Genomic DNA, 20,839 nt, shown 5'->3' with positions numbered 1-20,839 from the left:
TTCTACAGAGAAAAGTCTGTCCTTTTTCCAAAATCCGCTTAAGAAGTTAGAAAGCCGCGGACGATCCGGATATATTCATCCGGTTCTTCCACATATCCCACATGAGAGCTGTTCTCCAGCACATGAAAATCCGAATGCGGAACCAACGAATGATAATAAAACGTAGACTCCGGCGCCGCTTCGTCGTACCGGCCGCAGAGGAACAGTGACGGCACGTTAATTTCATGAAGCCGCGGTGTAACATCGTAGGTTTTCAGACTGCCGGTCGGGCAAAATTCGGAAGGTCCCCACATGGACATGTAAATGTCCTTATTGGCCTTCTTCCGGCTTTCCAGCATGACGGCGGGCTTCGGATCGATCCGGCATACGTGCCGCCGGTAGTATTCCTCCATCGCTGCCCGGTAGTCGTCCGAATCGGTTGTGCCCTGCTCCTCGCTGCGCGTGATGACCGCCTGGACCTCATCCGGCAGTTGAGCCAGGAAGCGGTCCGCATCTTCTTTCCAGCGCGCCGCACTTAAGCAAGGACTGGAAAAAATAACGCTGCGCACTCCGGCCGGCTTGCGCTCGATCAAATAGGAAGCCGCAAGCATCGTGCCCCAAGAATGCCCGAGCAGATGAACCTCGTCCAGCCCGAGTGCCTCTCTGACGCAGACCAGCTCATCGATGAACCTTTCCGTCCGCCACAATGAGGCGTCTTCCGGCCTGTCCGAGTTACCCCCTCCGAGCTGGTCGTAGAAAATAACCGGCCGTTCATCCGCCAACACGTGCAGCGCTTCTTTTAGCGGATCGTGCGTATTGCCGGGCCCGCCGTGAAGCACAAGCAGAGGCGTTTCGCCTCCTTCTCCCAGCGAGCAGTACCACACTCTGCCCCCGGGTACTTCGATAAAGCCTTCCTTATGCCGCATACCGCATGCCTCCCGCTTTCTATCTTCATTTCATTATAAAGCTTCCCGCGCCTTTACGAAATGCCGGATGCCTCTCCTCTTCTTCCTGCCCGCAGGGACAGAGCGAAGCATAGAAACAGAATGAGGGCAGCCGACACGTACGGATAATTCAAATTCCGGTCAAATAAAATTCCGGCCACGATCGGGCCTGTGATATTCCCGAGACTGGTATACGCCGAATTCAGTCCCGCCACATAGCCTTGGTGTTCGTTTGCCATTTTGGACATCTGAGTACCGATCGCGGGTCGCAAAATATCGATCGACAAAAATACGATAAACGTCACGACGACAATCAGCCAGTATTGATTTACGAACAACGTCAGCAAAACGAACAGACCGGCCATGGCCAGGCAGACCGAAATGACGGTTCTTTCTCCGAAACGGTTAAGAATCCAGCCGAAAATCGTGACTTGCACCACTGCCCCCGAGATAGAGCCGAACGTAATGATAAAAGCGATATCCTTCGGTGTAAATCCGAATTTATGATCCACGAAAAGTCCGAAAACCGTCTCGTAATTCGCCAGTCCGAAAGACATCACGAATACGATCACAAGGCTGATAAAATACGGTTCCTTGAAGGAACTCATCATCTGAGTCGTAAGGCTCTGCTTCTTTACGGGTACCGCTTCCGCTTTGACGGGAGGTTCCACAGGCTTCGATTCAGGCAAAATAAACAGGGTGACAACCGCGGCGACGGCGCCTACGGCCGCAGCGGCGTAGAAAGGCGCGCGGATGCCGAATTCCGCTATGAAACCGCCGATACCCGGACCGATGATGAAGCCCGTCGTGATCGCGGCGTTGATAAATCCCATTCCTTTGGCCCGTTCCGCGGTCGTAGTAACGTCCGCTATGTACGCCATAATCGAAGGCATAATGAGCGCCGCGCCGATCCCTCCGAGCATTCTGGAAGCGAAAAGCAGGACAGGCGAGCTCACTAGGCCGAAGAGCAGCTCGGACACGGTGAAGATGACCATGCCGGCCACGATCATTTTCTTCCGGCCCAGCGAATCGGAAAGTCTGCCCGCCAGCGGCGAGAAAATAAGCTGGGTCAGCGAGAACGCGGCAATGAGGAAACCCATAATGCTTCCGTTCAAATGGAGTTCATCCATATAAGTCGGCATAATCGGAATAACGAGTCCGATACCGGTAAATACGAGAAAAATATTAAGCATGAGAAGCAGTACGGCCCCTCTGTTTCTAAGCAGCAAATCCACTTCCATCCCCTCCTCCACGAGTTTTTTATCTGTATAATTATCTATCCGGGGTCGCTTCATGCGCTATTCATATACTGAACGTTCGTTCTGTATTCTGGTCATGTCAGAGACGCCAACGAACTGCCGCAAATTTGGTCAGCGTTAGCGGTTAGCGTTAGCGGTTAGCGTTAGCGGTTAGCGTTAGCGGTTAGCGTTAACGTTTAGCGTTAGCGGTTAGCGTTAACGTTTAGCGTTAGCGGCAACCCGTCTTATCGGCCTGGTTTCGCGATTCCGTGCAAGAAGACGCCGAAAGCCAGCCGGTACAGCTCCAACGCTTCCTTCGTAGTCGATTTCCGCGACATCTGGCTCAGTCCCATAATCAGACTCTCCAGAATCAGGGCAAGCGGCTCCACATCGGCGTCATTAAATTCGCCGCTGTCCATCCCCTGCCGGATCAAGGCTTGATTGAACGCAAGATGACGGTTGACCAGTTCGGCGATCCGTTCCTCCACATCGTTCGTTTTTTCTTCCTTATTGAAAAATTCGTCGGCCGCTTTGGTCAGAGGATGATTCAGATCTTCGAGGACCATCTGCTCCGCCATTCCCAGCAGCTTCTCGGTCGTCGTTTTGTAAAGCGGTTCTTTTTCCCGCCATTTTTCTTCCCAGTCGCGCTCCCACTCGTCGATCAAATAAAGAAATAAGCCTTCTTTACTTTTGAAGTGATAATAAATGTTCCCTTTGCTGCTTCCTGTGGCCTCCACGATATCCTCGATAGAAGTGGCTTTGTAACCCTTCTGGACGAACAAAGTCCTGGCAGCCTCCGCAACCCGTTTTTTTGTCTGCTCACTTTGCAGCTGCTTTTTATTCATCCGCACCTCTTCACTCCTTCGCGGATCGTTGTCGGCATCCGTACGTGCCGGCCGTATCCCGGAAATAATACTGAACGTTCGTTCTGTATCTTATCAAAATCGGCTGATTAAGGCAACTTTTTATTGTATCCTTGTCCTTTCCTTCCACAAAAAAAACCGGCACAAATCGTGCCGGCTCCAGTTCCATTACCTGTCACGCCAGTCTGCGGACAGCGGCGCTTTCTTTTCCCCTTAACAATCAGGGAGCATCCGGACCCACTTCAGCGGGAGTCAGCGGACGATTCGTGAAGCTTGTTGCACTCGAACGCTCATCGGCTCCGGCGTCGTTCACCGAGCGGATTTCCCCGTCCATGTCCTCCTGGACAAAAGAATAAGAGCCTTTGGCATAATTGATCGCCGGGCTGGTAGCCGATAATTTCTGCAGCCCTTGCACGACCGTCAGCAGCGGATTTTTATTCCAGATTTCGGCGGACGTTCTGTTTTTGTTCGTTACCGTCCCTCCGTAGCCGATGTTGCCTTCGAATACCGTATTGGTCTCGGCAGCCTCGTTATACAGGGTACCGGAGCTGTTTTTCACGATATTGTTGGCTACCCGGCTGTCTACCGGGGTGAAAGCTTTGCCCGAGCCGACTACGATACCGGTCGTGCTGTTCACGATCGTGTTGTTCACAACCTGGGCCCGGTAAATTCTCCATTGTGCCTTCAGATCGTCTTCGCTCGGATTCGAAGGATAACCGTCCGTTCCCCCGTCGTAATTTCCGTTGTCCAGAATGATCGCGCTGTCCGTCAGATTTTCCATGTAATTGTTGTAGATCTTATGATCGTTCCCGTAAAAGCGGATGCCTGCCTGCTTCGTTTCTACCCCGTCGCCGAGAAAGAAATTTCCGTAAAAGCTGTTTTTATGCCCGTGTCTCGAAGTAAGCCCGCCCTTGGACGTCTTGAACGTATTGTAGCGAACGGTATTGTTGCTGCTTTTCACGGAAACGATTTCCGGTTCGCCGTCCGTATTTTCAAACAGATTATACTGAATTTTGTTAAACCCGTCGGAAAGCGAAATTTTGGACAAGCCCAGCCGGATCGTTTCTTTGCCGTTAGCGACCCATGGACCTACATCATGAAAATAATTATATTCGATCACATCGTGCTGGGAAATGTTCCCTTGTCCATCCCCTTCATAAGCAATCAGTGGATTGGTGTCCGTTTTGTTGCCGAAATCGTTGCGGTCGATCTGGTTATGATGGCTGTTCGCACCGCTGACCTGAAGCCAGATCGTGTCTTTGCCCCGCGCAGGTAAGGCAAACTGATTGCGCGTCAGCCGGATATGGTGAGACCCGTTCAGCAGAACGCCCGTGTCGGCCGAATTCGTAAATTTCAAGCCTTCAATCGTGACGTAAGACGAATTCTTGATTTCAAAAGTAGTGGAACCCGTAATAACGGCCTTTCCCCGGTTTGCGGCTTTGATCGTAATGGGATTAGCTTCCGTTCCGTTTTTGTTATCGATCAGAATCGACGTATTGCTGCCGCTTACCGTATAGCTGCCGTCCGCCAGTACAATCGTCTGTCCCGCGCTTGCGTTTTTCAGAGCAGCCGCCAGTCCTGCCGAAGTCGATACGGGAATTCCTCCCTGGCCGGCGTTTTCTCCGTAAATTTCGACCTCCGTGTAGCTGTTCCACAAATTCGCGGAATTGCCGTGTCCGACGATTTTTACATACCGCGCCGAAGCCACATCGGTAAAGTCAAAAGTCTGAAGCTGCGCGTTCAGGCTGCTCGTCACATTTGTCTTGGCATTCGTGAACGTGACGTTGTCCGCCGAAGTCTGGATATCGAAAGTGGATGTCCGCGTATCGCCGTTCAGAAAAGCGATCTTAATGTAGGAGACCTTGCGGAGTGAACCGAGATCGAATAAGATCCACTGGCCGTCGCCGTTCGAAGACCAGCGGGTCCCCAGGTTTCCGTCCACCGTATTCCCCGGCTTGTTGCCGTCATCGTTGCTTGCCGTTACGGAGGAAGCGGGGATCGTAAACTTGAAGTCCGCCGCACTACCTTGAGCGGGAACCAGCATGAGAAGCAGACAAAGACTCACAATGAGCGAAAAAGTACGTTTACTTGCGTTCATCACAGCACATCCTTTTTTGAACGTATTTTCGGCGCATGGCTTGACTCGCGGTTTCTTTCTCCTTCCGGTAAACAGGTTGCAGAGTGCGCACTCTACTTCCGGTATACCGCAAATATGCCGGGAAAGCCATCTTTAAATCCCGGAAAAGCTCCTCAAAATCCGGAATAAACGGCTCTTTTCTTTTAAAAAAGCTTCACCTTCACCGTTTCCAGCCAGGCTCTGGCGATCAGGCCGTGGCCGGCGGCCGAGGGGTGCACCCCATCCGGAGCCCAATAGGCGGAGGGAGCTTCCGCGGAAGCTCGGGCGAACAAGCCGTCGAGCGGAACAAGCCGGGCGCCGAATTCGCGGGCCAGCTCCCGTACGGCTCCGATCTTCGGGTCGAGATCTTCCCGCCAAGCCTTGCGGTCTTCCGGCACGGGCAGCACAAAAGGCTCCATCATCACGATCCGGGCTCCCGTTTCTTCCTTCGTGCGCGTAAGGAGCTGGCGGTATCCCTCGGCAAATGTCTCCAGCGATGTGGGGTCATTGCGGTCATACCTTCTCCAGCAATCGTTGATCCCGATATAAATCGTGACCCAATCCGGTTTCAAATCGATGCAGTCCTGCTGCCAGCGGTTCTGCAAATCTTTCACGCGGTTTCCGCTGATCCCTCTATTAAGAAAGGTGACTCCGTTTTCGGGATAAGCGGCGCCGAACAAGCCCGCTATCATCCCCACATAACCTTTGCCCAGGTCGTAATGACTTTCCCGGTTTCGGCCGGTATCCGTAATGCTGTCTCCCTGAAAAAGCAGAAGTTCTCCACGTCCGATCATTCTATCTGTCAGCTCCTTCACATTCTCTACTCCTCCAGCAGGCTTCGGAACGGAAATCCGTGCAGGCGCCATGGCTTGGAGCCTCCGAAATACCGGACAGGTCCGGTCTTGCCCTCCACGGGTCCGATCCTCAGCCGGGGTTCTTCGCCGGCCGGATACACGATCGCTTCCTCCCCCTGTTTCAGCGGAAGCACAAGCGTTTCCCGGCTGTCCGCCAGCTCCACGGCATGGCGCGCGTTCTCTCCGGCCTGCCTCCAATACACCGTACCCGTCCAGCCCGTCCGGATTTCACACGGTTCCCCCGCCAGGCTCTTGACCCGTACGAAAGCCGTGGCCCCGCCGCGGCGGACGGCGCTGACGAGGAAGGCGCCTTCGGCGCGCAGGTCGTGGAAGAAGGCCTCCTTCCACTCTTCCGGGACCGCAGGGAAGATCCGGATCGTGCCTCCCCAGCTCTGCAGTAGCATATCGTGCAGCGATTCGGCCCCGGCCAGAGGCGTTTCGATGACAGGCCCGGCTTCTCTGTACATCGTGTTCGGCTTGACGATGCCCAGAAGGGTATGCAGCAGGCGCAGGGCCGTGTCCCCCCAGCCCAGCGTGGCGGCGATCGAAGCCGCCCCGGTAAAGCTGAAGCCGCGCAGGTCGCCTTCGCTGTCCAGCCAGTGCCGGAGGGAACGGGCGATCAGCTCCCGTTCTTCTTCCCGGTCCGGGCTGGCCAGATGCAGCGGAAAAACCGCCAGCAGGTGGCTGAAGTGCCTGTGCCCGAAGGCAAGGGGAACTCCGCGGCCGACCATATAGCCGCTTTCGTCCACCGGCAGCGGCGTCAGGTTGTCCAGCACTTCGCGCCATCTGCCGGCGAGGGGGTCGCCGCACCCGAGCCTGGCGTTTATGGCAAGCAGCGTCTCGCACCCCCAGCGGAGCAGAGCCAGGTCGTAGTGGCAGTCGCTGACGGTCAGCCGCTTGAACGAGCCGTATTCCGGCGAGATCGTCGGAGGCAGGTGCAGTTTCCCGTCCGCGCCCGTCTCCAGCAGATGCAGATAGTAATTGACGCTTCCGCGGAGAACGGGATACAGGATGTCCTCCAGCATCCGGTCGTCCATCGAATAGCGGTACTGCCGCCAGAGACAGTGGCAGAGCCAGGCCAAGTTCCCGGTCTCCTCGCCCACTTCACTGCGCAGGTCAAAGCTGCCGCTTCTTCCCAGCCCGGCTGAGTCGTGACGGTACGGCTGCGGAACATTGTCTCTCAGATGTTCTCTGTTGTCCGCTACCGCTTTGACCATCGACTCTCCAATCGCGAGACGGTTGGACGCGTACACCGGGGAATAACTCATCTGGACGTTCATGTTGAACCAGTTCCCGGCCCAGGGAGTCGGCGCGAGCCACGGACCCTGATTGTCCAGCAGGGCACTGTCACCTCTGGCTGCCGAGGCCAGCTTATACATCTGAATCCAGTAAAAGCTTTCCAGACGCCGGTCGGGGATGGAAACAAAGCTTTGGCGGTAATAGTCGTGCCACCACTTCCGGTGGGCGGCCACCCATTCGCCGAAATCGGCGGACGCCGCTTTCCGGACGGCTTCCGCCGCCTCTTTTCCCGCCTGCCCGGAGCAGCCGTTCCGGACAGAGACGAAGGCAATTCTCCGTCCTTCCGGACGTTCCGTTACGGTCCAGGCGGTGACGCATCCTTCGCCGCCTTCTTTTCCTTCCTTGAAGCGCTGGACCGAACAGGGTATTCCATCCTCCCAAAACGTCTCGTGCCCGGTATCCGGAATGTATTGATTCACGTTGATCCCGTCGGCAAACTTGAGCACTTCGTCCACTTCGGAGTGAGGCACCCATACCAGGCGAGCCTCCTTTTCTTCCTCCGATGTTTCCAATTCGATTGCCATAACCGCTTCTTCGGCGTGCACAAGTGCCCGGACGCGTACTTCGCCGCATGTCGTAGTCATCAGGCCATTGAGCTCAGCGTTCCACAAATCCAGCCGCATCCGCGTCGGATTATAGATCAGGCCCGTCAGCTCCAGATTCATTTCCCCTATCGGCACACGGGGTTTAAAATCTTCGCGGTCCGTACGCGTCGCCGTTACATCGGTCCGGCCCATGACAAACCGCAGCGTCCGCCGCTTTTTCACATTTTCCGCTCCGTAGACCATTGCTCCGATCGTTCCGTTGCCAATGAAAGCGCCTTCATCCCAGCTCGTCGGTTTGACGACCCATTCCATATCGTGCTCTGCCATAAAAGCCCGCCAATCGAGATCCAGAAGCGGACGATCCGTTACGGATTGCTTCATGAAGCGTCACTCCTATCCTTTTATCGCTCCGATGAGAGCTCCTTTTACGAAATATTTCTGTAAAAACGGATAAACGAGCAGAATGGGCACCGTTGCGACGATAATGGTCGCGTACTTCAGCGTGACGGTAAGCATAGCCACGTCGCCTTCGGATGCGCCCAGATTGGAATTCGCTTCCCCTTGCAGAAGAATTTCCCGCAAAATGAGCTGCAAAGGAAACATGGATCTTTCCTGCAGAAAGATTAGGGCATTAAACCACGCATTCCAGTGACCGACACCGTAATAGAGCAGCATAACGGCAAGAACCGGAAGCGATAGCGGCAGGACGATCCGGAAAAGAATAACGAAATCGTTCGCCCCGTCGATCTTGGCCGATTCTTCGAGCGCATCCGGGATGCCCTCGAATGCCGTTTTCATCAGAATCAGGTTAAACGTGTTGACCGCCGTCGGGATAATGAGCGCCCACAAGGTGTTCGCAAGCCCCACTCCTTTGACCGTCAAATAAAACGGGATCAGCCCTCCGCTGAAAAACATCGTGAACACGATAAACAGCATGATCCGTTTGCGGTAAGCGAGACTTTTGCGGGACAATGCGTAAGCGCCGAGCGAGGTCAGCAAAATATTGATCGCAAGACCCGCGATGACCACGAAAAACGTGTTGGCGTACCCTTTTAAAATCATGGGATTGCGGAAAACATTGGCGTAGGCGTCCAGCGAAAAGCCGACCGGTTTCCACAGAAACCCTTTGTGCGCGAGAAGACTTCCCGCATCGCTGAGCGAGGCGAATACGACATAAACGAGCGGGTAGATCGTTACGATCATGAGCAGGGTCAGAAAAAGCATATTGAAGCCGTCAAACGCCCGTTCGGAGAGAGTCCGTCTGTTCACAAGGCATTCCTTCCTTTCCTACCAGAGACTCGTGCTGTTCAGCTTCCGGCTGATCCAGTTGGAACCGAGAAGCAGCGTGAAGTTCACCGCGGAATTGAATAGACCGACCGCGGAGCTGAAGCTGTAATTAAACTCCTGCAGGCCGACGCGATACACGTAGGATGACACGACGTCCGCGGTATCGAACGTGCTCGGATTGTAGAGGAGAATGATTTTTTCGAAACCGACGTTCATCATACGGCCCAGTTCCAGAATCAGCAGAATGATGATAGTCGGCATAAGTCCCGGAAGCGTCACGTTCAGCATCTGCTTCCAGCGCCCGGCCCCGTCCATTTTGGCCGCCTCGTATTGTTCCTGATCAATCCCGGTCAGTGCGGCCAAATAGATGATCGTTCCCCAGCCGATATGCTGCCAGATGCCCGAGGACACATAAATGGTTCGGAACCACTCCGGTTCCAGCAGGAGCGTCAGGCGTTCACCGCCGAAGAAAGCGATGATATCGTTAATCACTCCGCTGCTGGCCGTGAAATCTTTGATAATGCCGCAGATAACGACAAGGGAAATAAAGTACGGCATATAAGTGACGGTCTGAACCGTCCGCTTAAAGATCGAGTTCCGCACCTCGTTCAGCAGCAGAGCCAGAATGATCGGCGCCGGAAAACCGAAAACAAGTTCGTTCAAGCTGATGAGAACCGTGTTTTTGATCGTTCTCCAAAAATAGGCTCCGGTAAAAAAATTCTCGAAATGGGCAAATCCGACCCATTCGCTTCCCCATATGCCCAGCCTCGGCGAAAAATCCTTAAATGCGATAATCGCACCGTACATGGGAGCATAGTGGAAAACCACGTAGTACAGCAGAACAGGCAGCAGCATTACATACAGAAGTTTATTTCTGCGGATATCGAGCAGGAGGCCGGGCCGGGCTTTTTTCCGGACAGCCGTGTACGTTAAAACCTCCTGATTTATGGCAGCCATGATACAATCCCTCCGTTCGTATCGGCAGCTCCGTCCGGACACATGCACAAAGCACGCGCCAGATCTGATCGGAGGCTGCCGCAAAGCATATGAGATTAGCGCTTGTTGTAGCGATCGAAGGCATCCTGGTAAATCTTCGTCACTTTATCGACTCCCATTTCCTTGATCCGCTTTACATATTCGTCGTATTTCTCAAGAGGTTCTTTGCCCATCACAAACTTGATAAACATTTCTTCCTTGTAGCTGGTGATGGCCGTGTTCAGCTTGGCGATTTCTTTGCTTTCCTCTACGGTAGGCGTAAGAAACTGCGGCATGACGTGCTTTGCGGCATCGGTTTCCGACCATATTTTCAGAGCCTCGTCCTGCTGTTTGAACGTATTGAAGTTTTTCCGGCTGTCTCCGAGATAGGGCCCGTTCGGTTTCGTATACTGGGAAATCATCTGCTGGAGAGTGTATTTTCCGTCCTTCGCTATTTTATCGGTGAACTTGGGAGTGCCGTTCTCAACGCTGTAGCTCTCCCCTTCCGTACCGAAGTTGAAAAGCAGGCTGCCCTTCTCGCCGTAAGCGTAATCCAGCCACCTCACGGCCAGTTCCGGATTAGCGGCGGCGTCCGTAACCGCTTTGCTGGCCGCCGGATTATACTTGAAATCCCGCTGGCCGATGAACGGCCTCTCCCCTTTGGTCAATGTCGGATACGGAGCGGCGACGAGCTGGAAATTCGGGTTCTTTTTCTTCCCCGTTTCCATCCATCGTCCCATTCCTCCGCTGAGGAGGTGAACCGTCGCTCCGGTGCTGTCGTTCAGCATTTTCGTATCCAGGGATTTGGAATCCGTGTTGAGGGCGAAATCTTTATCGATCAGCCCTTCCGCATACCACTTGCGCAGAAGAGTCAGCGCGTCTTTGAACTGGGGATCGACCGGCCCGTACCTGACTTTTCCCTGGTCGTCGATATAATAGCGGTTTGCCGTTTTATAAGCGCCGATGAAAGCGTCCTGGATATTAAACTCGTTCTGATACAAGGCGGAAAACGGCGAGGCGGCACCCTTGCGCTCTTTAAACGCTTTCAAAACGGTGTACCACTCATCGATCGTCGCCGGAATGTCCAATTTCAATTCGTCCAGCCAGTCCTTACGGATCATGGGTCCCCGGAATACAAGTCCGTTCTCCGGACGGATCATCGGAAACACGTAATAATTCCCGCTGTCCGTCTTGATCATTTTGTCCAGCTCTTTGTCTTTTTCCAGCAGCTTTTTCAAGTTCGGGGCATACTTGTCGATGTACGAATTGAGCGGAATAATTACCTTATCGGCGATAGCTTTCTCCGGTCCGCCCGGGTACGATCCGCTGCCGCCGCTCCAGTTGTACTCGATCACATCGGGCAAATTGTTGGATGCGATCAGAAGATTGAACTGGTCTTTGGACTGTCCGTCGGCCGGATGCGTGTACTTGACTTTGATGCCCGTTTCTTTCTCAAGCTGTTTGCCGAACGGTGAGTCCGCCAGATTCGTTACGAACGCGGAAAGGTTCGTGTCCATGGGCTCCCACGAAGTTAGCGTTTCTTCCGCATGAATCGGATATTTGCCGGGTTCCGAGTCCATCCCGGATTCCTTGCCTTCCTTTCCTCCTCTTCCTCCGGCCGAACAAGCCGCCAGCATAACCGACGCCGCAAGAACGACGATGACGCCCGAGCGGGTGTTTCTGATCCCCGAATGTCTGACCATGTAAACCCTCCTCTACAAAATCACGGATGCACGGCTGCGTCGCACATCTCAGTGTCAGTATGACCTGCCGTTATCCCCAAAAGATATCTTCAAAAGCCGGAATGATTCATCAATTTGCCGAAAAACGTCCTGCACGGCAGGCTCCAAAAACCGCAGTCTCTCTGCAAAAAACATATAAATAACCGGTAACGAATGCGGTGAAGCCTACAAAATCTCTTTGTACTTGCCCGGTGTCACGCCTTCGAATTTTTTGAAAATCCGGTTGAAGGTATTAATATCGGAATAGCCGACTTTCCGGGCGATTTCGATGATCGGATCGCTTGACTGCGACAGCAGTTTCTTGGCTTCCGCGAGACGGATTTTCTGGATCACGTCCAGCAGCGCTTCGCCCGTCTGCGCTTTAAACTGTTTGGATAAATAGGAAGGCGTGAGACCGAACGCTTCTCCGATCATCGTAATGTTCAGATTTTCCGAGCTGTAATTGTGCCGTACGTATTCCATTACCTGCCGGCTGAGCTGGTCATGCTCCGGTTTACGGCTTTCCTGGATAAATCCGCATACGCGCGAGAGCACCTCCCGCATGCCGGCGGTCATTTCCTTGAGCGTCTCCGAGCCGGCCAGCCGTTCGGCCGGATTCAGTTCACGGATCAGTTCCCGTTTGCCGGGCAGTCCGATTTCATCGAGCGCTTTGAGCAGCGTACCGACCAGATCGAACAGAAGACAGCGGCTTAGCGGCACGGACAGCGTTTTCCGAACCACATTAAGCTCGATAACCTCCTCCACGAGAGCGTTCGCCTGCACGAAGTCCCCCGCTTTCACGAAGTTGATCAGTCTGCTGCTCCACATGCATCGGATACGAATAGAAAGCCGCCTCGCCGGACTCGTCTCTACCGGGCAGATCACCGTATGCGATCATTTCTCCGCTTCCCATGACAATCCGGTACTCCATGGCCCCCAGCGCTTCCTGATAAGCGAGCGGAATGCCCGCAATCCCGGCATGGATTCCGCTGATCGCGATCGTTAGCCGGACCTGAAAATGGTCCGCAAGAAACGTTCTCACCTGCCCGGCGAGCCGCCCGATTTCTTCCGTGCCGGCCTCCGGTCCGATATTCAGAATGCAGGCCTGCACATCATCTATGCCGGTCGTGACCGCGCGACAGCTTCCGGCCGCCGCCGCTTCTTCCGCCACGTTCATCAGGAGAAAATGAATCTGCCGGATCTTCTTGGCGTTGTTTCCGCCGGACTCGTCCCATTTTCCGAATTGGTCGATCCGGAACAGCAGGACGGCGTAGTTCTCATACTGGAATCCGATCTCGTGAGCCGCCAGCGATTCGTGAACCGGGACATTCGGATCGAGCCTGCCTTTAAGCAGCCCCTGCAGAAAATGGGACCGGATCGCATCGCGATGCTGCATCAGTCTGCGGCTGACAATCTCCTTTTCGGCGAAAGCGTTGTTCAGCGCGTTTTGAACAAAACCGTATTCATTGGAACCTTCATCGAACGCCACGCCGGATTGCACGGATAGATTGCGGATCAGGCCATGAATGGGGCTGTAGTTCTTTTTCAGAAACAGGAACGTCAAAATCCCCCCGACCAGCAGGCTCAAAAACAAATTCACAAAGATAAGAATCGACATATGCTTCATTTTCTCGTTATAAATGTCCGCCGGCATCATCGACACGTACTTCCAGCCGGTCTGCTCCGATGTCGTATAAGACACGGCCATTTTCCCGCCGGACGATTCTTTATAGATCAGCCCGCTTTTGCCCGAAAGCTCCCCGTAAGCCGGAAAGTCGGTTCTGGGGCCGGGACCGGAGGAGGCCAGCAGACGGTTCTTCTGATCCAGCACGGCGACGGAAGCGTGATTAACGGACGAGAGATTCGCGAGAAGCTTGGAATCTTTAATCACAAAAAGAATAACTCCGCCCGGCAGATCCGGGTTGTCCAGAATAATCGATTTGGCGTACAAGACGGCGCTGGCAGTACCGCCGTTTTCCATAAGCGTCACAGGCGCGTACTCCTGGATAAATCTTTTATCGAAAAAAGATTTCCATTCGCCGTAGCCCGTCCTTTCGTTTTCCCGTAAAATCTCATACAGAGCACGGCTGTCCGTCCGTTCGCGGGAAGAGATGACCGTATCGCTGTTTTTGTAATACACATAAATCTGATCGATAAAGTCGTTGGCCACCTTGTACACGCCGAGATCGCCCGCAATACCGATCAGTTCGTAGTGATCGTTGTCCGTCAAAGGGCTGCCCGCATGAATAAAACCCGCAAGCCGCTTGTTGAGCGCCATTTCGACGCTGAGCCTTTCGATGCCCTTCAAATGATTGTCGATCGCCTGCTCCATCTGCCGGATTACGGCCTCGTTGGACCGGTTTACTTCCGTCTCGACCACATTCCACGTCACCATATAAATAATGCCGTTGATCAGAACGGGAACAAGCAGCACGGTCAGGTAAGAAATGAGCCAGGTTACGATAACGCTGCGCCGGTTGAAACGAATTTTCTTCATGCTGTACACTTCTCCACCACCTCGTCATGTAAACGCTTTATTTGCTATTATACCGAAAAGCCCGGCCGCTAAGAGGAGTGAAAACCGTGCTTATTTTAAGATTTTTTTGTAAAGGTGCATAAAAAAAGCCAGTGTTCTCAGCGGAACAAGCTGGCTTTAGGACAGCAATCGCATGACTGCGATGCGGTCGTATTATTTTTTGACGGCAGCAATCATAAACCGCTTCGAGTTCGTTCGGATTCCTTTGCCCGTGCGGTTCTTTTCGCAAAACTCGCGCAGAATGGTGCGGTCGTTTTCCTGTTCGCCGAAACCGGGAATAATGGGCGTCATTTGCAGTAAATAGTCCAGATCCTCATACGAGGGATAGTATTCAGCCGCATCATATTCGTTGTAGCGGATGTCGCTGAAACCGACTTCTTCAAGTTCCGAAAGAACACGTTCCCGCAAATCCGCTGCGTTCGTCTCCAGACCCTGGCCTCTGCCGAAAGCCTGCTTCAGGTTCAGCTTGTCGTGCGGACTCACCTGCTGTGTCAGAAATAAACCGTCCTGGACCAGAACGCGCGCGGTTTCTTGTGCCGAATAAAAGGATTGGCGGCAGGAAACGAGGTTAAAAAACCCGTCCGGGAAAGCAATTGCCTCCGCTTCCATGTGCAGGAAGCGCACATTTGACTTCCCGGCTTTATGCCGGTTCATGTCCGCCGTGCGGATCATGGCTTGGGAATGATCAATCCCTATCAGGAGCAGGGCGGAATCCGTTATGGTCAGAAGCCGCTCCCCGCCTCCCGTACCGATATCGAGAAGAAGGTCAGACTTCCGGCATCTGTGTGCCACCTCTCCGAAAAAATCCCATCTTTTTCCTTCCGTCGTAACTTGGATATGGCTAAAGTCCCAGCCGTTGACAGCACCGGTTTTTTCGTAAAATTGTTTGTCTTCCATTGGATTCATCTTGTTCTCCACCTTTTAAATGAGCTGTCGGTTTACGATTTTCCGTTCCGTTTAGCCGTGTTTGTGTCCGAAAGGACAGACTGCCCCCTCGGCAGCCGGTACGCGTTTTACCCGGCCCGAAACACATCTACTTCGAACAATACGGAAGATCAACCCGCTCACCTCATTTCAAAAGTTAACCCCATTTTAAAAGGATTCCCTGCCGGAATCAACCGGAGTTGATGCAGCTCATCTTCATGACGCCAGTCTTACGACCAGAATACCGGCCAAAGCCAGAAGCATGCCGCAAGCTTCCCTTCGGGAAATGTTCTCTTTAAGGTAAAACTGCGCGTACAGCAGAACCAGCACGACGTTCATCGCGGAGATGGCGGATACGATCCCCGTCACCCCTCCCCGGAACGCGGGGATGATAAACAGCATGCCGGCCAGATTCGTAATGCCCACGGTCATCCCCCAGAGCACGGTCCGTTTCATCGACCAGACCGGAGACGCCGTTCTGACCGGACCGCCCTGATCTTGCTGCGGCCGGTGGCCTTCTCCGCTGCCGGGGGAACTTCCCGATTCGCTAGAGTGCCCGGAAATCCGGGCTTGCTGCGCATACGGGCCTTCCCCGGTCTCCCGTTCGCGCGGGGTTTCGTGCACCGTCCCTGCGGCGGTGATTTTCAGCCCCTTCTCCGCAGGAGACTTCAACCGGGAGAGCAGGTACATGCACGCGAACAGGATAGTACCCGTGCCGTACATGACGGTTAATACAGGCAGGGTGTTCGCTGCCGACAAGGTCGCCTGCTTGGACGATAAATCGGTGAAGCCGAAAAACAGCATCGTGAGCAGGCCCCACTGGATGCCTTGCAGCTGCCCAAGCTTCAGATCCTGTGAATACCGGATGACGAGCAGGCCGAGAATGACGATGCAAAAGCCTGCCAGCTGCACGAATCCGAGCGCTTCCCCCCACAGAAAATAAGCGAGAGTCGCCACGACGACCGGAGGCAGACCCGTAAACAGCGCGATCAAGGAAGCTCGTCCGACTGAATAGCCTTTATACATAGACGCATTCGCAATAAAGGAAAACAGTCCCATGGGGACTCCGAACCACACGCCTTGACTCCATGTCTGGTTAACAAACAAGTTAACGACAAATGAGATCAGCGCCCCCGACAAATAAACGCCGAAAAGAAGCACGTTCCGGTCGGTACGGCGCTGGGAAGTCCATTGGTACAAAATTCCGCGCAGCCCGAAAGAGACTGCGGCAAGTAAAGCATACATAAACCACATCGTTCGTTTCCTCCGCTCTGTACAATCCATCATGATGTAATGTCTATCATCTTTATAGACATAATAGCCTTTCGCACCGCCCGTTGTATACCCGGTCACGGATTTGCTTTGCCGGCATCCGTGGTTTTCAGGTCACGCCGGACATGATTTTCACAGATTAGCGGCCGGTCTTGTTGTGCAAAAGTTTCATAAAACGGGACCGTATTTCGTTATCTTGCGGTTTCATTCCGGAACCGGTACGCAAATGTTCTTCCGGAGGTATACTGTTTTCAGACCGCCTAAGCGGACAGCCATAGCGCTGTTACCCGTCATTATCCGAAAGAAAGGACTGTTCTGCCATGAAAAATCATTCCGCTGATTTTGACCCCTGCCGGACCTTTTTACAGGCGAGGGCAAAAGGTTCGCTTATTCCGGCATCGCCGGAACCGGGCCGTACCGGACCTGCCCTACGCTTCATATTCGCAACGAACGCGGGTGGCGGCTTATGTACAGGAGGAGGGTGCCCGTCATGCGGGATAACATAGCGAAGCGTATCGCGGGGTTGGATTGGGGCTTCATCCGGCAGTCTTTGGATGAGCACGGATATGCGAAGCTGCCTCCTATGCTCGATTCCTCGCAGTGCGGGGAGCTTATCGGCGGTTACGGTGATGAGCCGCTTTACCGAAGCACGATTCATATGGCACGGTACCGTTTCGGGCTGGGCGAGTACAAATATTACCGGGCTCCCCTTCCGTCCGTCATTCAGGAGATGCGCGAAGGGTTTTATCCTGCGCTTGCGGATACGGCCAACTCCTGGCTGAAGCTGCTGAACAAAGAAGCTGTTTATCCAGGTACGTTATCCGAATTTTTGGAACAGTGCCGCCTGGAGGAACAGACACGCCCTACCCCGCTCATTCTGAAATATGAAGCCGGAGGCTACAACTGCCTGCATCAGGATGTATACGGAAGCGTGTTTTTCCCCTTTCAGATCGTTTTTGCTTTAAATCAGAAAGAAGAGGACTACACGGGCGGAGAATTCCTGCTGGTGGAACAGCGGCCCCGTGCCCAAAGCAGAGGGCATGTCCTTACGCTAGAACGCGGCGAAGGATTGATTTTCCCGACCACTCACCGACCCGTGCCGGGTTCCAGGGGATACTACAAGACTACGCTCCGGCACGGCGTAAGCACCGTAACGGCGGGCACACGCTACAGTCTGGGCCTTGTTTTTCACGACGCCAAGTAACTGCCGCTACTCATGCCCGGGAGGCAGGAAACTATAGTTCACTCATGCGAAAAGCGCCGCTTTGAGGTATACTGGATAAATCTACATAGAGGAAGGACTGAACGATGCGCAGATATCAATACTTTAACCTGCCGAAGATAAGCTTAAATTAAATGGAGGTAAAGCTATTGGTGAAAGATAAGCTGATATCGGAAAGACTCCTGCTGCGGACTATGACGGAAACTGACGCTCCCCGACTGTTCCAGATCTGGTCTTCTCCCGATGTGACGAAATTTATGAATATCGAGCCGTTCACAGAGATTAAACAGGCAGCGGATATGATTGATTTTCTGAACGGTCTGGCGCGGGAAAACAAGGCGGTCCGCTATGCGGTCACCGACCGGCAATCGGGTGCGATTATAGGTTCATGCGGGTTTAATGAGCTCGATTACGAACAACGGAGAGCGGAAATCGGCTACGATCTGGATCGTGCTTTCTGGGGAAAAGAATATGCACCCGAGGCGATCGGATGCCTGCTCGCTTATGCGTTTGATGAACTCGAAATGGACCGGATCGATGCTAAAGTCGAGCCCGAAAACGTCAATTCTATCAAAGTTTTAGGGAAACTGCGGTTTACTTTCGCCGGAACGCTCAGGCGTGAAGAAGACGCCGAGTCCGCCCCTTCTGCACCGCTTTTAAACCTGTATACCAGAAGCCGGGAAGACTGACTCGCCATCGCCCCGGCAACGCAGCAAAAGCTGCCGCACATTTGCGGCAGCTTTTTGGCGCTTCGTCTTACTTCTCGTATCTTGTAACTTTGAGCCAACCGGCAGTCTGTAGCAGCATCCGTACGATCTGCCGGGACCGGCTCACGGCTAGTTCACGACAAGTTCGGGTTTGTTAGCCGGATTTTCCCGGCTGTTAAACTGGATCGTACGGTCCTGGTCGGACACGCCTTCCACGATCAGCGTGACGATGCCGTCGGAGAGCTGGTCCTTGACGAAAGACGTGACATCCAGTTCATAGTACGTCAAGTTGCTTCCGACCTGGATGGTGGACAAAGCTCCTGTGGTGGCGGCAGGCGCGTTGTTCCAGGTAAGCCCCGTCTCCGTCCAGCCGTCGGCGGCCGCTCCCGACACCTTGACTTGGACGTTCGAACCGTCCTGCGTGTTGCCGCCGAACAGGCGGAGCTTCGCGGAATTCACGGCAGACAGACCGCTGACGTCGAATTTGAGGTAAGCTTTCCGGGTGTAGCCCGCGGCCGTGCCGTCTTTGACGTACAGCGTCGGGGCTGTACCGTAATTGGTCCCGGCGCCCGAACCGTCAAGCACGTAGGCGTCGGCTGCCGGCGCTTTGACTCCTGCCGGAGGCGTTACCGTAACGCCGGCGCCGTTGTAAGCTCCGATATTCGGTGCGGCCGTTGCGGAAACGGCTCCGCCGAAATAATCTTTGCCGCCGTTGTCTGCGATAAGCTTGCCGGCGTTCAGCGCCGGGGAACCCGCCTTCAGGCGGTAGGCTGCCGCCGTGGCCAGACCGGTGCCCGCACCGCCGGGGTTTACAAACGCCGGATCGGCCGTCCGTTTACCGGGATCGGAAGGTTCATTCGCCGAATGGGTTCCGCTGGCTTCAAAGAAAATATTGTTGCTGAAAGAGGTCTGGCCCCAATTGGCCGATGTTCCCCAATTCGTCGCTACGGACGGATTCGCATTGTAGAAAATATTGTTCATAAACTGGTAGCCGGTTTTCGTGGCATCGTTGCCGCCGATTACCTTGTGCGCGGCGCCGTTGTAGTAAAAGACATTGTTGTAGATCGAAGCCGGAGTCGCCTCGTTCGCATTAAAATGACGGATAATGGTGCCTTCATTCTGGCTGATATGATAGCGCATCACATCGTTCTTGTTCGTTCCCATCATCAGCACATGTCCCATCGGATTATCGTGGCTGTAATTGTACTGGTAGGTCGTATTTTCCAGATACAAATCGAAGTCCCACGCGCAGCCGTCCTGATTGGACGCCGGTCCGCCGAACGCTTCGTTATACTGCAGCACGGTGTTTTTGGCGACGGCCAGCCAGATGGCGGCAATCGCATTGGTAGAGGCGACTCGCGTACCGAAACGGTTTGCCACGTTATATTCAACGAGAGCCCCGTCCGTGTCCCGCAGAATGATGCTGTCTCCGCCGACATCTTCCAGATTGTTATGACCGATATAGACGTTCGTATTCCAGTTGCCGTACGTGCGTGTGCTCGTCGTGCTGAAGCTGTCGTCGTTCACATAGTTGCTGTGGGCCGCAGCCCGGATTCCGACGCGGTCCACTTTGCGGATGGTATTGTTTTCGATGCGGACATCGTTGAATCTGGCATAAGTGCGGGTAGAAGTCGCCGCGGTGCCTTGAATGACCGTAATAATACCGCCGTTTTCCTTCGGTCCCGCGTTATTGCTGCCGTCCACATCATGAACGTCATTGTTGCGGATGTAGATGTGATTATAGACCCGATCGCTTTCGTTGGCGTCGATGACGACGAAAATTCCGGCCCGGAGGGCGGCGGAGTCATTATTTTCCACGGCAAAATTGTCATCGTTCGTGACTTCCAGGTTGTTGATTTCCCAGTACTCCTGATTGCGCAAAAATACGGTTCCGGTATTGTACGTTTTCGTACTGTTGTAAACGGTCTGGTTAAAGCTGCTGCCGCCGCCGTTTATAACCGGTTTGCTTCCGCTCCCGTATTTGTCGATCACGATCGGGCTTCCGTTCGTACCCGAACCTTTGGGCCAAAGCTGGCCGTTCCAGATACCGCCGGATTTAAACAAAATCTGATCTCCCGGCTGAAACGTCGTGGCATTCACCTTGGCTAACGTCTTCCAGGCCTGCGCCTGGGAAGTTCCGCTGTTGGCATCGTTACCGGCCGCCGAATCCACGTAGTAAGCCGTCCCGGCCGCATAAACCGGCTCCACTCCATAGAAAGCGTTTACAAAAAGCGATAAAAATAAAACGGCTGCCGTCCAGGCACTAATGCTGCTGGAGATTTTCTTCATGATGACTTGCCTCCTTTTCGTAATGTGCGATAGCTTCGCCTCTTCACTTTACAAAAAATTCCTCTCCC

The 20,839-nt window shown here is 53.9% G+C and carries 16 protein-coding genes; 2 read left to right on the top strand and 14 right to left on the bottom strand.

The genetic code is table 11. From position 1 onward, the window contains the following. Window positions 1-38: 38 nt before the first annotated feature. From ABC395_RS12495 to ABC395_RS12435, 13 genes are all read right to left on the bottom strand, one after another. Entirely contained in the window at window positions 39-905 is an 867-nt protein-coding gene (locus tag ABC395_RS12495; RefSeq protein ID WP_413003449.1) for a proline iminopeptidase-family hydrolase, read from the bottom strand. A 53-nt stretch (window positions 906-958) separates the two neighbouring features. After that, window positions 959-2,158 carry an MFS transporter gene (locus ABC395_RS12490; protein ID WP_413006737.1) on the bottom strand — a complete coding sequence of 400 codons (1,200 nt, stop codon included), beginning with the start codon at window positions 2,156-2,158 and terminating at the stop codon, window positions 959-961. A gap of 248 nt (window positions 2,159-2,406) precedes the next feature. After that, window positions 2,407-3,006: a TetR/AcrR family transcriptional regulator gene (locus ABC395_RS12485; protein WP_413003448.1), complete on the bottom strand. Its 600-nt coding sequence runs from the start codon at window positions 3,004-3,006 to the stop codon at window positions 2,407-2,409. 238 nt (window positions 3,007-3,244) lie between these two features. After that, on the bottom strand, window positions 3,245-5,122 hold the full coding sequence (locus tag ABC395_RS12480; protein ID WP_413003446.1) for a chondroitinase-B domain-containing protein: 1,878 nt from the start codon (window positions 5,120-5,122) through the stop codon (window positions 3,245-3,247). A 182-nt stretch (window positions 5,123-5,304) separates the two neighbouring features. Beyond that, the gene (locus ABC395_RS12475; protein WP_413006736.1) at window positions 5,305-5,934 is read right to left on the bottom strand and encodes an SGNH/GDSL hydrolase family protein; all 630 of its coding nucleotides are present in this window, start codon (window positions 5,932-5,934) and stop codon (window positions 5,305-5,307) included. A gap of 26 nt (window positions 5,935-5,960) precedes the next feature. Next, the gene (locus ABC395_RS12470; RefSeq protein ID WP_413003444.1) at window positions 5,961-8,219 is read right to left on the bottom strand and encodes a glycosyl hydrolase family 95 catalytic domain-containing protein; all 2,259 of its coding nucleotides are present in this window, start codon (window positions 8,217-8,219) and stop codon (window positions 5,961-5,963) included. Window positions 8,220-8,231: 12 nt separating this feature from the next. Next, window positions 8,232-9,107: a carbohydrate ABC transporter permease gene (locus ABC395_RS12465; protein ID WP_413003442.1), complete on the bottom strand. Its 876-nt coding sequence runs from the start codon at window positions 9,105-9,107 to the stop codon at window positions 8,232-8,234. An 18-nt stretch (window positions 9,108-9,125) separates the two neighbouring features. Next, complete coding sequence (locus tag ABC395_RS12460) at window positions 9,126-10,082, bottom strand: ABC transporter permease (protein WP_413003440.1); 957 nt, start codon at window positions 10,080-10,082, stop codon at window positions 9,126-9,128. Window positions 10,083-10,177: 95 nt separating this feature from the next. Then, entirely contained in the window at window positions 10,178-11,803 is a 1,626-nt protein-coding gene (locus ABC395_RS12455) for an extracellular solute-binding protein (protein ID WP_413003439.1), read from the bottom strand. Between the two features lie 204 nt (window positions 11,804-12,007). Then, window positions 12,008-12,604, bottom strand: a complete 597-nt coding sequence (locus tag ABC395_RS12450) for a helix-turn-helix transcriptional regulator (protein ID WP_413003438.1) — start codon at window positions 12,602-12,604, stop codon at window positions 12,008-12,010. Further along, window positions 12,564-14,318 (bottom strand): PDC sensor domain-containing protein, encoded by a 1,755-nt coding sequence (locus ABC395_RS12445; protein ID WP_413003436.1) that lies wholly within the window; start codon window positions 14,316-14,318, stop codon window positions 12,564-12,566. Before ABC395_RS12445 ends, ABC395_RS12450 begins: the two co-directional genes overlap by 41 nt. Before the next feature lie 192 nt (window positions 14,319-14,510). Beyond that, window positions 14,511-15,263, bottom strand: a complete 753-nt coding sequence (locus ABC395_RS12440) for a class I SAM-dependent methyltransferase (protein WP_413003434.1) — start codon at window positions 15,261-15,263, stop codon at window positions 14,511-14,513. A 234-nt stretch (window positions 15,264-15,497) separates the two neighbouring features. Beyond that, window positions 15,498-16,535, bottom strand: coding sequence for an EamA family transporter (locus ABC395_RS12435; RefSeq protein ID WP_413003432.1), 1,038 nt, complete (start codon window positions 16,533-16,535; stop codon window positions 15,498-15,500). Window positions 16,536-17,043: 508 nt separating this feature from the next. Here ABC395_RS12435 and ABC395_RS12430 point away from each other — a divergent pair. Together ABC395_RS12430 and ABC395_RS12425 are read left to right on the top strand one after the other, a co-directional pair. After that, window positions 17,044-17,757: a 2OG-Fe(II) oxygenase gene (locus tag ABC395_RS12430; protein WP_413003430.1), complete on the top strand. Its 714-nt coding sequence runs from the start codon at window positions 17,044-17,046 to the stop codon at window positions 17,755-17,757. Window positions 17,758-17,909: 152 nt separating this feature from the next. Beyond that, on the top strand, window positions 17,910-18,464 hold the full coding sequence (locus ABC395_RS12425) for a GNAT family N-acetyltransferase (protein WP_413003428.1): 555 nt from the start codon (window positions 17,910-17,912) through the stop codon (window positions 18,462-18,464). Between the two features lie 147 nt (window positions 18,465-18,611). Here the strand turns inward: ABC395_RS12425 and ABC395_RS12420 are convergent, their stop codons facing one another. Continuing rightward, window positions 18,612-20,771 (bottom strand): CBM96 family carbohydrate-binding protein, encoded by a 2,160-nt coding sequence (locus ABC395_RS12420; protein WP_413003426.1) that lies wholly within the window; start codon window positions 20,769-20,771, stop codon window positions 18,612-18,614. Window positions 20,772-20,839 lie beyond the last annotated feature (68 nt).

This window comes from Paenibacillus canaveralius, from assembly GCF_047238265.1.
Lineage (GTDB): Bacteria > Bacillota > Bacilli > Paenibacillales > NBRC-103111 > Paenibacillus_F.
The sequence above is the reverse complement of the archived record's forward strand: the minus strand, read 5'-3'. Positions and strand labels throughout refer to the sequence as shown.